17 protein-coding genes are annotated in these 13,344 nt (G+C 35.9%); 12 read left to right on the top strand and 5 right to left on the bottom strand.

Features of this window, described 5'->3' with window-relative positions:
- Nucleotides 1–6: 6 nt before the first annotated feature.
- From purN to purD, 3 genes are all read left to right on the top strand, one after another.
- Nucleotides 7–594: a phosphoribosylglycinamide formyltransferase gene (gene purN / locus BKP56_RS04475; protein ID WP_072695967.1), complete on the top strand. Its 588-nt coding sequence runs from the start codon at nt 7–9 to the stop codon at nt 592–594.
- A complete protein-coding gene (gene purH, locus BKP56_RS04480) occupies nt 591–2,126 on the top strand; it encodes a bifunctional phosphoribosylaminoimidazolecarboxamide formyltransferase/IMP cyclohydrolase (RefSeq protein ID WP_072693913.1) in 1,536 nt (511 codons plus the stop codon). Before purN ends, purH begins: the two co-directional genes overlap by 4 nt.
- Nucleotides 2,127–2,191: 65 nt before the next feature.
- Nucleotides 2,192–3,445 (top strand): phosphoribosylamine--glycine ligase, encoded by a 1,254-nt coding sequence (purD, locus tag BKP56_RS04485; RefSeq protein WP_072693915.1) that lies wholly within the window; start codon nt 2,192–2,194, stop codon nt 3,443–3,445.
- Nucleotides 3,446–3,741: 296 nt separating this feature from the next.
- On the opposite strand, the gene BKP56_RS04490 is transcribed toward purD, so the two are convergent.
- Together BKP56_RS04490 and BKP56_RS04495 are read right to left on the bottom strand one after the other, a co-directional pair.
- Nucleotides 3,742–4,209, bottom strand: a complete 468-nt coding sequence (locus BKP56_RS04490) for a threonine/serine exporter family protein (protein WP_072693916.1) — start codon at nt 4,207–4,209, stop codon at nt 3,742–3,744.
- 47 nt (nt 4,210–4,256) lie between these two features.
- Nucleotides 4,257–5,015, bottom strand: a complete 759-nt coding sequence (locus tag BKP56_RS04495) for a threonine/serine exporter family protein (RefSeq protein WP_072693917.1) — start codon at nt 5,013–5,015, stop codon at nt 4,257–4,259.
- 323 nt (nt 5,016–5,338) lie between these two features.
- On the opposite strand from BKP56_RS04495, the gene BKP56_RS04500 reads away from it, so the two are divergent.
- Entirely contained in the window at nt 5,339–6,703 is a 1,365-nt protein-coding gene (locus tag BKP56_RS04500) for a D-serine ammonia-lyase (RefSeq protein ID WP_072693919.1), read from the top strand.
- Nucleotides 6,704–6,756: 53 nt separating this feature from the next.
- On the opposite strand, the gene BKP56_RS04505 is transcribed toward BKP56_RS04500, so the two are convergent.
- On the bottom strand, nt 6,757–7,485 hold the full coding sequence (locus tag BKP56_RS04505; RefSeq protein WP_072693920.1) for a DUF6577 family protein: 729 nt from the start codon (nt 7,483–7,485) through the stop codon (nt 6,757–6,759).
- A gap of 291 nt (nt 7,486–7,776) precedes the next feature.
- Here BKP56_RS04505 and BKP56_RS04510 point away from each other — a divergent pair, with 291 nt between their 5' ends.
- The 7 genes from BKP56_RS04510 (at nt 7,777) to BKP56_RS04540 (ending at nt 11,783) form a co-directional block, all read left to right on the top strand.
- Complete coding sequence (locus BKP56_RS04510) at nt 7,777–8,115, top strand: thioredoxin family protein (RefSeq protein WP_072693922.1); 339 nt, start codon at nt 7,777–7,779, stop codon at nt 8,113–8,115.
- 61 nt (nt 8,116–8,176) lie between these two features.
- A complete protein-coding gene (locus tag BKP56_RS04515; protein ID WP_072693924.1) occupies nt 8,177–8,482 on the top strand; it encodes a rhodanese-like domain-containing protein in 306 nt (101 codons plus the stop codon).
- A complete protein-coding gene (locus tag BKP56_RS04520) occupies nt 8,482–10,134 on the top strand; it encodes an FAD-dependent oxidoreductase (protein ID WP_072693925.1) in 1,653 nt (550 codons plus the stop codon). The genes BKP56_RS04515 and BKP56_RS04520 overlap by 1 nt, the downstream gene beginning before the upstream one ends.
- Nucleotides 10,134–10,430, top strand: a complete 297-nt coding sequence (locus BKP56_RS04525; protein WP_072693927.1) for a rhodanese-like domain-containing protein — start codon at nt 10,134–10,136, stop codon at nt 10,428–10,430. The genes BKP56_RS04520 and BKP56_RS04525 overlap by 1 nt, the downstream gene beginning before the upstream one ends.
- Nucleotides 10,430–10,690, top strand: coding sequence for a metal-sensitive transcriptional regulator (locus BKP56_RS04530; protein ID WP_072693929.1), 261 nt, complete (start codon nt 10,430–10,432; stop codon nt 10,688–10,690). Before BKP56_RS04525 ends, BKP56_RS04530 begins: the two co-directional genes overlap by 1 nt.
- Nucleotides 10,691–10,808: 118 nt before the next feature.
- A complete protein-coding gene (locus BKP56_RS04535) occupies nt 10,809–11,264 on the top strand; it encodes an ASCH domain-containing protein (RefSeq protein ID WP_072693930.1) in 456 nt (151 codons plus the stop codon).
- 84 nt (nt 11,265–11,348) lie between these two features.
- On the top strand, nt 11,349–11,783 hold the full coding sequence (locus tag BKP56_RS04540) for a GNAT family N-acetyltransferase (RefSeq protein WP_072693932.1): 435 nt from the start codon (nt 11,349–11,351) through the stop codon (nt 11,781–11,783).
- Between the two features lie 63 nt (nt 11,784–11,846).
- Here BKP56_RS04540 and BKP56_RS04545 read toward each other — a convergent pair whose 3' ends face one another.
- The gene (locus BKP56_RS04545) at nt 11,847–12,095 is read right to left on the bottom strand and encodes a hypothetical protein (RefSeq protein WP_072693934.1); all 249 of its coding nucleotides are present in this window, start codon (nt 12,093–12,095) and stop codon (nt 11,847–11,849) included.
- Between the two features lie 79 nt (nt 12,096–12,174).
- A complete protein-coding gene (locus BKP56_RS04550; protein ID WP_072693935.1) occupies nt 12,175–12,426 on the bottom strand; it encodes a hypothetical protein in 252 nt (83 codons plus the stop codon).
- Nucleotides 12,427–12,657: 231 nt separating this feature from the next.
- Here BKP56_RS04550 and BKP56_RS04555 point away from each other — a divergent pair, with 231 nt between their 5' ends.
- Complete coding sequence (locus BKP56_RS04555) at nt 12,658–13,320, top strand: undecaprenyl diphosphate synthase family protein (protein WP_072693937.1); 663 nt, start codon at nt 12,658–12,660, stop codon at nt 13,318–13,320.
- Nucleotides 13,321–13,344 lie beyond the last annotated feature (24 nt).

A 13,344-nucleotide genomic window follows, 5' to 3' on the forward strand; every position in this document is an offset into this window, starting at 1 on the left:
AAAAATATTAAAATCGCCATTTTTGCTTCGGGAAGCGGAACAAATTTTGAAGCTGTTGCCCAAGCAGTCAAACAGGGGAAAATCAAGGGAAATCTTGAATTGCTGGTTTGTGATAATGCTGAGGCTTATGCTTTAAAACGAGCTGAAAAATTAAAGGTTCCTGCCGCAGTTATTTTGCCTAAGTCTTTTATATCAAAAAAGGAATTTGAATTAAAAATATTAGAGCAATTACGAGCACATTCGATCGATCTGATTGTTTTGGCAGGATACATGCGCATTGTAGGAGATACATTACTTGAAGCTTATCCTGAGAAGATTTTGAATATCCATCCTTCTTTGCTGCCTGCTTATCCTGGAAAACAAGGAATCAAGGATGCTTATAATGATGGAGCAATAGAAACTGGTGTAACGGTTCATTTAGTAGATCAGGGGATTGATACAGGACCAATATTGGCACAAGAAAGAATCAGAATTGAACCCGAAGAAATACTCAATTCTCTTGAAGAAAGGATACACAGAGTAGAACATAAATTGTATCCAGCAGTCATTCAACAGTATATTGAAAAGCTACAAAAGGAGCAGATAGATAAATGAAACGAGCATTGATCAGTGTCTCAGACAAAACAAATATTGTGGAGTTCGCACAAGCTTTAGTCAAGCAGCAAGTTGAAATTGTTTCAACAGGGGGAACAAAAAATGTGCTGGATGAAGCCGGCGTACCCACTGTTTCTATTGATGAAGTAACTGGATTTCCAGAGATGATGGATGGACGGGTCAAAACTTTGCATCCCTTGATTCATGGAGGACTACTTGGTCGTAGAGATTTAGATAGTCACTTAGATGCAATGAAAGAGCACAACATCCAACCAATCGACTTTGTCTGCGTAAACCTTTATCCATTCAAAGAGACGATTTCAAAAACGGATGTAACACCAGAAGAAGCGATTGAACAAATCGACATTGGTGGCCCAAGTATGCTGCGCAGTGGGGCAAAGAATTTTGCGTCTGTCACAGTAGTTGTTGATGCAGCAGATTATACAAAGGTAATAGAAGAACTGCAGACAAATGGCCAAACAAGCTTAGAAACCAGAAAAGCGTTAGCTGCTAAAGTGTTTCGTCATACAGCTAGCTATGATGCGCTGATTGCAGATTACTTAACTGAACTGTCGGGAGAAGAAGACGCAGAGTCGGTAACCGTTACTTATAATAAAAAGCAATCCCTGCGCTATGGAGAAAACAGCCACCAGTCGGCAGTATTTTACGAAGATCCTATGGCGAGTGGGTTTTCTATCGCAAAAGCAACACAGTTACATGGGAAGGAACTGTCATACAACAATATTAAAGATGCAGATGCAGCGATTCGTATGGCACGTGAATTTGACGAACCGGTTGCAGTCGCGGTGAAACACATGAATCCATGTGGAATCGGAATTGGCGAAACAATTGAAGAAGCTTTTAACCGTGCATATGAAGCAGACAGTATCTCTATCTTTGGGGGTATCGTTGTTTTAAACCGTGAAGTCTCTCTTGCCGTAGCGGAGAAATTGCATAAAATCTTTTTGGAAATCGTTATTGCTCCTTCTTTTTCAAAAGAGGCATTCGATTTACTGAGCTCCAAGAAAAATATCCGACTACTGGAACTGGATTTTTCTAAAGCTGCTGAAGCGGGTAAAGAAATGGTCTCTGTTCTAGGTGGTTTACTGATTCAGGATCAGGATTGGATAGCTGAATCGGACAAGCCTGAATGGAAAGTCGTTACGGAAACAAAGCCAACAGACGAACAAATAAAAGCATTAGCGTTAAATTGGAAAGTTGTAAAACATGTTAAAAGTAATGCCATTGTTGTCGGTAATACAACCCAGACACTAGGAATTGGTGCTGGACAGATGAACCGAATTGGAGCAGTTAAAATTGCAATCGAGCAAGCTGAAGGCCAGGCTGAAGGTGCAGTGCTGGCAAGTGATGCCTTTTTCCCAATGGATGATAGTGTAGAATATGCAGCAAAACATGGCATAAAAGCAATCATTCAGCCCGGTGGAAGTATTAAAGATCAAGCTTCTATTGATAAGGCAAATGAGTATGGTATTGCCATGGTCTTTACTGCTACTCGTCATTTCAGACATTAAAGAACGAACGAAAGAGAGTAGGATCTCTTTCGTTTTTTACATAACCTGTGAAAAGAGGAACTGTTATGAATCTATTTGTTATCGGTAGTGGAGGACGTGAACATGCATTAGCTAAAAAGTTAAAACAAAGTGCGAAAGTAAAAACTGTATTTTGTGCTCCCGGTAATGCGGGAATGAAAAAAGATGGTATAGAAGTTATAGATATTGACCAATTAGAGCATACGCAATTGATAAAATTTGCGAAAGATAACAATATCGAGTGGACGATTATCGGCCCAGAAGTGCCCTTGCTTAACGGATTAGCAGATGACTTTAAAGATGCAGGACTAAAAGTATTCGGACCTTCAAAAAGAGCCGCAAAAATTGAAGCTTCTAAAGAATTTGCAAAAGAATTAATGATCAAAAAGCAAATCCCCACAGCCAAATATAAATCGTTTAATCAATATGAAAAAGCGAAGCGATACATTGATGAACAAGGAGCCCCAATCGTTATTAAAGTAGATGGATTAGCTGCTGGGAAAGGTGTAGTAGTAGCGGAAACGATAGAGGAAGCACAAGTGGCTTTGACAGAAATGATGCAAGAAAATAAGTATGGAAAGTCTGCTTCAACAGTTGTAATCGAAGAATGCTTAAAGGGAGAAGAGTTTTCTCTAATGGCTTTTGTGAATGGAGAAAAAGTTTATCCAATGCAGATTTCTCAAGATCATAAAAGATTACTAGAACAAGATAAAGGTCCCAATACTGGGGGTATGGGAGCGTATTCTCCAGTTTCCCATATTTCAAAGGAAATAGTAGATGAATCCATAGAGAAAATTCTTAAGCCTGCTGCACAAGGAATGGTTGAAAATCAGACGCCTTTTACAGGAGTATTATATGCTGGAGTAATGGTAACTGAAACAGGTCCGAAAACAATCGAATTCAATGCGAGATTTGGAGACCCAGAAACTCAAGTTGTCTTAAACAGACTAGAGTCCGATTTGGCAGAAATAATTACCACTATCTTAAACAATGAAGAACCACTTTTGAAATGGAAAGAAACCGGTGTGGATTTAGGTGTCGTTGTTGCAGCAAAAGGTTATCCAGAAGCCTATTCAAAAGGTGTTCCATTAGAGATCCTGGATTCAATTGAAATGAATATTTATTATGCAGGCGTGAAAAGTAAAGGAACACAACTGATTTCCAATGGCGGACGAGTCTACTTATTAGAAGCCTATGGAGAGACAGTTGAACAGGCACAAGGGAAAATTTATAATGAATTAAGCAAGTTAAATGATGAACAGTTTATTTACCGTAAAGATATTGGAGATAAAGCAAAATAAGGGAAGTAATAGGTTGAATATCGGAGCACAGATGTTTCTATTAACTGGGTTCACTTGTACTTTGAAGTTCGCTTGAATGGAAATTTCAAAATCTTGCCTCGTATACTGGAATGTAATTGATCTATAAATGATTAAAATAAATAAGCTATCGCTGCTGCTCTTATTGAGAAGCATTCGATAGCTTTTTACGTAATTAAGGTAAAGTATAAAAATATAGAATTTTTTGAGTCGCAAAAAAATGAGAAAAAAGATTTGTGTAAAAATTCTACTGGATATTAGCAAGATATTATTCAAAATTAAGGGAGATATCGTTTGTCTCTTTTGCCTAATGTTCTAGAAGAGAGTGCCTGAAGCAGTCCACTGTTGACTGAAAGACCTAACGCAATTGCACCTGAAACAAGGAACGTTTCCGTTGCGTACATAAAGGCGAGATCAGAATTACCTTCAATAAAAGAACGCATCATATTATAAGCAGATCCTCCAGGCACTAAAGGAATGATACCAGGGATTGCAAATACGATTACCGGCATTCGGTAGTAACGAGCAAACCATTGACTGCAGTTCGCCACTAAAAAAGCAGCAGCTCCAGCACCAACAAAATAGTCTAAATCTAGCTGGAAGGATAAATAATGATAAACAACCCAACCTGTCGCACCAGCTAAGCTAGACGCTAGAATTGTACGGGTAGGAACATTATATAAAATCCCAAAGCCTATCGTCGCTATAAATGCAGCAAGAAAATAAGTAGTATAATCCAGTAACATGGTAAGTTCCTCCCTGTGATAAAGTTTTTAGAGTATTCTGCAGTATCTTATAAAAATGTTAATACCATAGCAATGCCAATTCCTATTGCACCGGCCGTCAGTAGGGCTTTTGCAACGACTGCTACACCTGCTAAAAGGTGTCCGGCCATTAAATCTCTGAAGCTATTGGTGATTGCCATCCCGGGAACTAGGCACATCACGCTTCCAATAATAATTGTATCAACATTATTTCCTAATCCTAAGGAAATAAATAGAACAGCACATAAGCCAATAAAAAAAGCAGCAAGCATTTCAGCAAAAAAACTGACATTCGTCCAGCGGTTTACGAAATCAAAAAGCATATGACCTAGACCGCCAGCAATAAATGAAGGTAACATATCTTCATAGGTTCCTCCGAACAGTAAAGGGAAACACCCACAAGCACAGGCAATGGCTAAGTTTCTCTGCCACTGCTTGAAATTCCGGGGCGTATATTTTATTTCTTTTAATTTATCTTTTACTTCATCAGGTGAAAGAATCTGTTGGGATAATTGTCTAGAAAGGTCATTTACTTTAGCAACTTTTTCAAGGTTTGTTTGTCTATCTGTCATTCGCAGTAATTCAGTATGATCCTGTTTGTCTCTACCTTGGACCGTTAAAATCAATGCGGTGGGGACAACAAAGACGTTTATATAAACTAGATCATAACTTTTAGCAATACGATATAATGTATCTTCTACACGATAAGTTTCTGCTCCATTTTCAAGCATAACTCGTCCGGCTTCTACGCAAACATCTAATATGTCAGCTACTGGATAAGATTCCAACGCTTTCCTCCCTCTCAAATTCTCAATATGCCCAGTATAACGATTTTGACAAGAAAAATCGATAGAGAACAAGTAGAAAGAAGATTAAAAATCAAAGTGAGAATTGATTGTGATTTTCACTTTGATTTTTAAAGTAAAACAAGGAATTCACATAATAATATAATTAAGTGAAGGTCTTTTAGTATGAAAATGAATTGTCTCTTTTGTGGAAACAAAATTATGCTACAATAAACAAGATGTAAAGATGAGTGTTTCGAACAAAACTATTTAAATTTTTATGATCTGTAAAAGAAGAAAACAGGAATTTGAAAGGATTGATTATTATGTTAGGCCATCATGTAGGGAAGTTTACAGAGCAAAGTCAGCTAATCAAAGAGATTGCTTCTGGTTTAGAAGTCTTTTGGGATAACCCCTGTTATTCACCAGCTGAAGAAGCTAACAGATATACAAAATATTCAATAAAAGATATCGAAGATGCAGAGGAGCGTTTACAAAGATTTGCTCCGTACATTAAAATCGCTTTTCCTGAAACAGAAGAATCAAATGGTATCATTGAGTCCGAAATAATAGAGATTACAGCGATGAAAAAATGGTTGAATGAAATCAATGATAAAAATGTGGAAGGAAATCTCTGGCTGAAAAGAGATGATATGCTTCCGATTTCTGGAACGATCAAAGCAAGAGGTGCGATCTATGAAGTTCTGAAACATGCAGAAACGATTGCGTTAGAACAAGGATTGCTCAAAAGTATTGAGGAAGATTATTCGGTTTTTGCAAGCAAAGAATTCAGAGATTTTTTTGCAAAACGTCATATAGCAGTTGGAACAACAGGGAACTTAGGTATAAGTGTTGGAAGAATGGGCAGCAAGCTTGGATTTAATGTTACTGTTCACATGTCGGTTGAAGCGAAACAATGGAAAAAAGATTATTTGCGTTCTAAGGGTGTTAGAGTGATTGAACATGAGACGAATTTTTCAAAAGCTGTAGAGCAGGGACGTGTAGAATCTAATGCCAATCCTAACAGTTATTTTGTAGACGATGAGCACTCTGAAGAATTGTTTTTAGGATATACAGTGGGAGGATACCGTATGAAGAAACAGCTCGAAGATAAAGGTATTATCGTCGATGAAAATCATCCGCTGTTTGTTTATTTACCTTGTGGTATAGGCGGATCTCCCAGCGGCATTACATTTGGGCTGAAACAAGCTTTTGGAGATAATGTTCATTGTATTTTTGCAGAGCCAACTAAAATGCCAAGTATGTTACTTGGTTTGGAGTCGAAACTTTATGATGAGATTTCGGTAGAAGAAATTGGTCTCGGCGGAATTACTGTAGCAGATGGGTTAGCTGTACCTAGGACATCTGGGTTAGTAGCTAAATTAATGCACAATTATTTCAGTGCGGGATACAGCCTTAAAGATGAAACGTTCAGGCGGATCCTTTGGAATCTGTATGATAAGGAATCTATATTTCTGGAACCAGCCGCTGTAGCTGGACTTGCAGGTCCACATAAATTACTAGAAAGCAAAGAAGGTCAAAACTACCTGAAAAGGAATAACTTGAAAAATAAACTACACCAAGCAACACATATCGCTTGGGCAACTGGAGGATCAATGGTGCCAGAGGATAATAGAGAAGTTTTCCTTGAAGAAGGAAAAACAGTCAGCGAGCAACTGGCTAAACTTTAAAAATAAAAGAGGAAAGTTGGAAGAACTCAGATATTCTTCCGACTTTCCTCTTTTTATACTTTTAGTAATCCATATGCAGTTTCTTTTTTACCAAAGTGTCTTTTTTGGGCATAACGTCTCAGTGTAGAGTAATTAATATGATAGGTCTTTTGGATATTGCTTATGATATACTTCATTTCAGGCTTGCTGATCATAAGGATGATTGGGTCGTTAATCATTAGATCAACTAGGATTTTTTCCAGCTTAGGTATGTAATAAGAACTATCAACATTTTTTAAAGGAGCATCTACATATAATCGGTTTACTATAATATTCTCTCGATTAGGAGAAATATAATAATCATATTTTGTTTCATTTGGAGAAAGAAAAGTATTCGAACAACTTTTTTTGATGGAATTATAAACTATGTTTAAAGAGTCAGTTTCGATATCAATAATTAAATTATTAGAAGGATAAGTAAAGTTAGAAAATCTGGTTAACCATTCAGTAGAGTACAGAGAAAACTTAGCTGTTGGATGCTTTTTTTGAACTAGTTTTGTTAAGCTATTTATAGATTTTGTGGGGTCATGAAAAAACGAGGCTTTTTCTTGTAAAGCATACTGTCCTCTAACTGGACTATAGATAATTTGTTTTGCCTTTAATTCATGAATACGCCACCGTATAGTGTTACAGTTGATAGTAGGATTAAATGTTCGATAAAAATCTACTATTTGTTTTGTTTTCACAGGTTGATATTTTTTTAGAAAGGCTTTTAACTCATTTATTCTAAAAGTGCTATTCATTAACTAATCCCTCATCTCTAAAAAAATTAATAACTTTATAAAGATTTTGACTGTTAAATTAATTATATCAAATAATATATGATTAGTAGAATATAAGCTTTTAAAAAATAGGTTTCCTTAAAAGATTTAATCTTTATGTAATGGATACAATTTAAAATATTTTAAGGGAAAAGACTTTACAAAATATACCCATGGGGGTATAATGAGTTTTGTTGAAGCTATAATAATTAACTATAAAACTCTCAGAAATTTTTTTTGATAAGGAATCTGATAAAAGAAAGAAGGAAAAAGATGGTTAAGTTCCCTATAGCGAATTCGATTGAGGAAATCAGAAATTTTGTTTCAGTGAATCCTGTATCATTCTTATATGTATCAAGAGAAGGATGCAGTGTGTGCCATGCAGTAAAACCAAAAGTCCAAGAAATGTTAGAGGAATTTCCGGAGATAAAACCTATGCAGGTGAGTGCAGATGATGTCCCAGAGGTAGCAGGAGAATATACGGTTTTTACAGTGCCGGCATTACTGTTGTTTATAGAAGGGAAAGAAATGTTTCGCGAAGCACGCTTTGTAGTAATGGATGATTTGCATGATAAATTTGAACGTATAGTAAATAATTACGAAATCGCATAAAAAAGTGTAGTTATATAAAAATGATAGGAATAAAAATAAATAAAAGAATAGGAGCAGTGATATGTTATTTAAAAAAATACCGGCAATTTCTACGAAAGAGTTAGAAAGAAAATTAATGGATAAACCTCAGATTATTGATGTAAGAGAACCACACGAATTTCGTGGTGGGCATATTCCAGGAGCAAAAAATGTACCATTAAGAAAAGTAGAGAGTTTCACTCCTAAAGGAAAGACTTATGTAGTCTGTCAATCAGGTATGCGTAGTAAAAAAGCAACAAAAATGTTATTAAAAAAAGATGCTGATGTTGTAAATGTCCGTGGTGGAATGATGGCTTGGTCAGGTTCTACAAGAGGAGGAAAATTATAATGAGAATTTTAATCATTGGAGGAGTTGCTGGGGGAATGTCCGCCGCTACTCGACTAAGAAGATTAAATGAAGATGCAGAAATCATTATTTTAGAAAAAGGTCCCTATGTTTCTTTTGCAAACTGTGGATTGCCTTATTATGTAGCAGGTGAGATTGAAGAACGCAGTAAGTTACTGGTTCAGACCCCTGAAAGTCTGCAGGCAAGATTTAATTTGGATGTCCGGCCTGAAAGTGAAGCTATTGCAATTAATGCTCAAACTAAAGAAGTTACGGTTAAAAATGATAAAGAAGAATATACTTTGGTATATGATAAATTGATTCTATCGCCAGGAGCAAAACCACTTATTCCACCAATTGAGGGTATAAAAGAAGCGGAGAATATTTTCACATTGAGATCTGTTCCAGATGTTGATGCAATATCCACATATATTGATAATCATAAACCTAAAAAAGCAGTAGTTATTGGTGCAGGATTTATTGGATTAGAAATGGCAGAGAGTCTAGTACAACGAGGATTAAATGTTACAATAGTTGAAAAAGCCCCACATGTGTTGCCGCCATTAGATGAGGAAATGGCTGCTTATATCGCTAAAGAATTACACGATAAAGGTGTAGAGATCTATACAGAGCTAGCTGCTTCTGCTTTTGAAGAAAGCGGGAAGGTCGTTGTGCTTGAAAATGGTGAGAAGCTTGAAAGTGATCTTACATTGTTATCAGTAGGGGTTAAACCCAATACTGATGTGGCTTTGACCGCTGATATCGAGACTGGTTTCCGCGGAGGAATAGTGGTTGATGATCATTATGAAACCAGTCAGAAGGATATATATGCTGTGGGAGATGCTATCGTAGTTAAACAGCAAATCAACAACCAAGATACAATGATTGCACTGGCTTCCCCAGCAAATCGTCAAGGAAGACAGGTAGCAGATATAATTAGTGGACTGGACCGTTTTAATAAAGGAAGCATTGGAACAGCAATTGTACGTGTATTTGATCAAGTTGCAGCATCAACAGGACTGAACGAAATGCAGCTGAAAAGTTCTGGGGAACAATATGATGTTATTCATGTTCAAGGGAAAAGTCATGCCGGATATTATCCCAATGCTGGAACCGTCCTATTGAAGTTATTATTTAATCCAGCTTCTGGTAAAATTTATGGTGCTCAAGCAGTCGGAACAGATGGAATAGATAAGCGCATCGATATCTTAGCGACAGCAATCAAAGCAGGTCTGACCATTCAGGATTTACCTGAATTAGAGTTCACCTATGCACCGCCTTTTGGTTCTGCTAAGGATCCAGTAAACATGGCCGGGTATGCAGCTTTAAACATAATTGAAGGAGTTAGTGAATCTATTCAATGGCACGAGCTTGAAGAAAAACAGTCTGATGGGCATATTTTACTGGATGTAAGAAATGAATCTGAACTCATTGCAAACGGCCAATTACCAAATGCATTAAATATACCACTTGATTCACTTAGAGAACGTATATCAGAAATTCCAAAAGATCAACCGGTGATTGTAAGTTGTCATAGTGGTCTACGCAGTTATATTGCAGAGAGATTGCTTAAACAGAACGGATATAAAGTCAAAAATTTAGATGGAGCATTTGCACTTTATTCGACGATCAGACCAGAGAGGATAATCAAATAATGTATAATTCAATATCAATGAATGAGTTTGAAAAAAAATGGGCTAACAAAGACATTAAGTTAATCGATGTAAGAGAACAGGACGAATGGGATGCTGGGCACTTGAATGGTGCTCAACATTTCCCATTAAGTGAATTAGCTGAACTTAAAGATAAGCTAGACAATAAGGAATCTTATTATGTTATGTGCCATTCAGGCGGTCGTTCGGCATCTGCTTGCGATTTCCTATCTAAAGAAGGGTATAACGTAACCAATGTCCTTGGCGGCATCTCTGCTTGGAGAGGGGAAACCGTTTAATGGAATACAATGCGAAAATTGTCAATCGATTAAAACGTTCTAAAGGTCAATTGGAAGGTGTATTAAACATGATTGCAGATGAAAAAGATTGCGCTGCAATTGTTACCCAGCTTTCAGCTGTAAGGTCGAGTTTAGATAAAGCGATTGGATTGATCGTTGCTGAAAACCTTGTTGAATGCGTGCAGAACAACCAAAATGGTCAAGACACTGAAGAAGAAAAAATTCAGCAGGCAATCAAGCTATTGATGAAAAGCCGCTAAATATTTTAGAAATTAATCTAAAAAGAGTCTAACTTTCCTATAATCATGGAAAGTTAGATTCTTTTTAAATAGAATTATGTTAAAATGCAAGACATAAAGTTTCAGGAAGGGCTAAATAATGAATAAAAAGATTGAGCAATATAAAAATACATTTTTAAAAGCAACAAATAGAAGTCTTGAAACCGATGTAGAAAGTTTTTCTTTTGGTGATACTGCAGAAATGGCTGATGAGTTAGGAAAACTTGTACTACAAGGGGAAAAAACAGGCACTTCAAGCGGATATGATCTGTACGCAGAAGATGAAGTCAAGCCTTACACAGGACAATTTTCTATTGTATTAGATAGTGAAGAAACCCCTATTTGTGTGATTGAAAATATAAATGTTGAAACAATACCATTTAATAAAATTACAGAAGAACATGCAAGAAAAGAAGGTGAAGGGGATCTATCTTTAGCATATTGGAGACAGGCGCATCTAGACTTTTTTCCTAAATATTATAAAAAAGAATTAGGTATCGAGTTCAGTGAAGACCACCGTATCATTTATGAAGAATTCAAAGTTGTTTTTACTTAGATAAAAATAAAGAGAGTGAAGAAAGGGGTTTTTAATGAATGCTTATTTTTATCATAGAATAGGCCAAAAGAAGGGAAATAGAAAATGATCGATAAAAAACAAGAATTGACAGTGAATGAGCTAGAGACAATTTCTAAGATATGGATGGAAGTGAATATTGAAGTACATCATTTCATCAAGGAATCTTATTGGAAGGAGTATTATGAATCTGTGAAAGCGTCGTTAAATGATGCCACAATTTATTTATATAAACAGGATGGAAGGATATGCGCATTTTTAGGTATGGTAGATTGCTATATAGCAGGAATTTTTGTCGATAAACGTTTCAGGAAAAATGGAATTGGTAAAGAGCTATTAACAGCTGTAAAAAAAGATTATGAGAGTTTAGAACTTTCAGTATATGTAAAAAACGTGCAAGCAATAAACTTTTATTTAGCTCAAGGATTTACTTGTATTAAAAAAAAGGTTGATTCAGAGACTCTAGAAAAAGAATACAGAATGCAGTGGGTAACGGACTAACTGAAGATGAAGTTCTAGATAAAACCGCCCGCTACATAAAATCTAGTAAGAGGGCGGTTTTGCTCAATGTGATTTTGAGAGCTTTTTGGCAGTAGTGTATTTTCTGAGTTTATGGAAGTGATAACCCATACGAATAATAGTTGTGATAATAAAAATAACAAGTACGAACATATATGCTTTCTGAAAATCAGTTTCAAGTGTAGTTGAATATTCGATTTGAGACTGAACATATAGAATCCATGTCCAGACACATGCAATGAATAGATTGCTGAAAATATGAAATAATCGCTTGTTTCGCTCGTTCTTAAACATATTGAACCTCCTTACTACTTTGAATAACCAATGAAAAGTATATACTATATCTAAAATCAACCTTTTCTAATGTAAATCTTTAGTTTTGTTTATTATTGTTTTGTTTGTTAGAAATTTCTTTCAATTTTTTATAATTATAGAGTGCACGAAAGATTGCTAAAACTAACAGGATCCACATAAAAGTAATGAAAAACGCTCGGAACCCGGAATCCAAATTAGTAGAATCTTCATAAATAAAATATTCTAAAATCAGCAGAAAAATCGGCAGAGCAATTGAAATCAAGCTTGAGTAGAAATAAAATTTTCTTTCTCGTTTTTTCCCCTTAAACATAGATAGCCTCCCTACTGATATCCGATACGATACCGTTTTCTTACTTACATTTTATCACTATACTATGAAAATATACAGACTTTTAACGTCTTTTAATATAATAATATAACTAAAAAATGGTCATGTTAGTTGAAGAGAGGGGTAGAAAAACGGTATTATAGAGTACAAGAATAAATAAAAAATGAATATACAATAATCAGGAAATACGGTATAAGGAGACTTGCAAAGAGAATGGATAAATTTAAACGCATGCCGAAACATATTGGAGTTATTCCAGACGGTAATCGCCGCTGGGCAGTCGGTCAAGGATTACCGAAAAAAGATGGATACAATCATGGAATTGATCCGGGGTTGGATTTATATGAGGCATGTCTAAAGCTTGGAGTAGAAGAGATGACATTTTATGGATTTACAATGGACAATGTGAAACGTCCTTCTCTGCAAACAAAAGCATTTCAGAAAGCATGTGTAGATTCTGTAAATGAATTAAAAAAACGTGATGCGGATCTTATGGTGATTGGTAATACAGATTCAAAAGTATTTCCTAAAGAACTTCTACCATATGCAATGAAACGTACCAGGTTTGGTGAAGGAAAAATGAAAGTTAATTTCTTGGTGAACTATGGTTGGAACTGGGATTTGAATTATGCTCTGAACAGTGAGAAAACTATTGAATCTGGAGACTTAATTAATCACATTGCATCTAAAGATATTTCTCGTATGGATATGGTCTTAAGATGGGGCGGACGTCGTCGATTAAGTGGTTTTTTACCAATCCAGTCTATTTATTCTGATATCTATGTTATTGATGAATTCTGGCCTGATTACAAAGATCAGCATCTTTTTGATGCATTAGAGTGGTATCAGAAAACAGATGTTACTTTAGGTGGATGATCATTATACATTCCGAGGAGAGTG

The sequence above is a fragment of the Marinilactibacillus sp. 15R genome, from assembly GCF_001895285.1.
Classification (GTDB): domain Bacteria; phylum Bacillota; class Bacilli; order Lactobacillales; family Carnobacteriaceae_A; genus Marinilactibacillus; species Marinilactibacillus piezotolerans.

Coding starts and splice junctions, on each gene's coding strand:
- BKP56_RS04535 (WP_072693930.1), top strand. CDS start 10,809: ATGAATAAAAAGATTGAGCAATATAAAAATACATTTTTAAAAGCAACA.
- BKP56_RS04530 (WP_072693929.1), top strand. CDS start 10,430: ATGGAATACAATGCGAAAATTGTCAATCGATTAAAACGTTCTAAAGGT.
- BKP56_RS04540 (WP_072693932.1), top strand. CDS start 11,349: ATGATCGATAAAAAACAAGAATTGACAGTGAATGAGCTAGAGACAATT.
- BKP56_RS04525 (WP_072693927.1), top strand. CDS start 10,134: ATGTATAATTCAATATCAATGAATGAGTTTGAAAAAAAATGGGCTAAC.
- purD (WP_072693915.1), top strand. CDS start 2,192: ATGAATCTATTTGTTATCGGTAGTGGAGGACGTGAACATGCATTAGCT.
- BKP56_RS04545 (WP_072693934.1), bottom strand. CDS start 12,095: ATGTTTAAGAACGAGCGAAACAAGCGATTATTTCATATTTTCAGCAAT.
- BKP56_RS04505 (WP_072693920.1), bottom strand. CDS start 7,485: ATGAATAGCACTTTTAGAATAAATGAGTTAAAAGCCTTTCTAAAAAAA.
- BKP56_RS04515 (WP_072693924.1), top strand. CDS start 8,177: ATGTTATTTAAAAAAATACCGGCAATTTCTACGAAAGAGTTAGAAAGA.
- BKP56_RS04550 (WP_072693935.1), bottom strand. CDS start 12,426: ATGTTTAAGGGGAAAAAACGAGAAAGAAAATTTTATTTCTACTCAAGC.
- BKP56_RS04510 (WP_072693922.1), top strand. CDS start 7,777: ATGGTTAAGTTCCCTATAGCGAATTCGATTGAGGAAATCAGAAATTTT.
- BKP56_RS04555 (WP_072693937.1), top strand. CDS start 12,658: ATGGATAAATTTAAACGCATGCCGAAACATATTGGAGTTATTCCAGAC.
- BKP56_RS04500 (WP_072693919.1), top strand. CDS start 5,339: ATGTTAGGCCATCATGTAGGGAAGTTTACAGAGCAAAGTCAGCTAATC.
- purH (WP_072693913.1), top strand. CDS start 591: ATGAAACGAGCATTGATCAGTGTCTCAGACAAAACAAATATTGTGGAG.
- BKP56_RS04520 (WP_072693925.1), top strand. CDS start 8,482: ATGAGAATTTTAATCATTGGAGGAGTTGCTGGGGGAATGTCCGCCGCT.
- BKP56_RS04490 (WP_072693916.1), bottom strand. CDS start 4,209: ATGTTACTGGATTATACTACTTATTTTCTTGCTGCATTTATAGCGACG.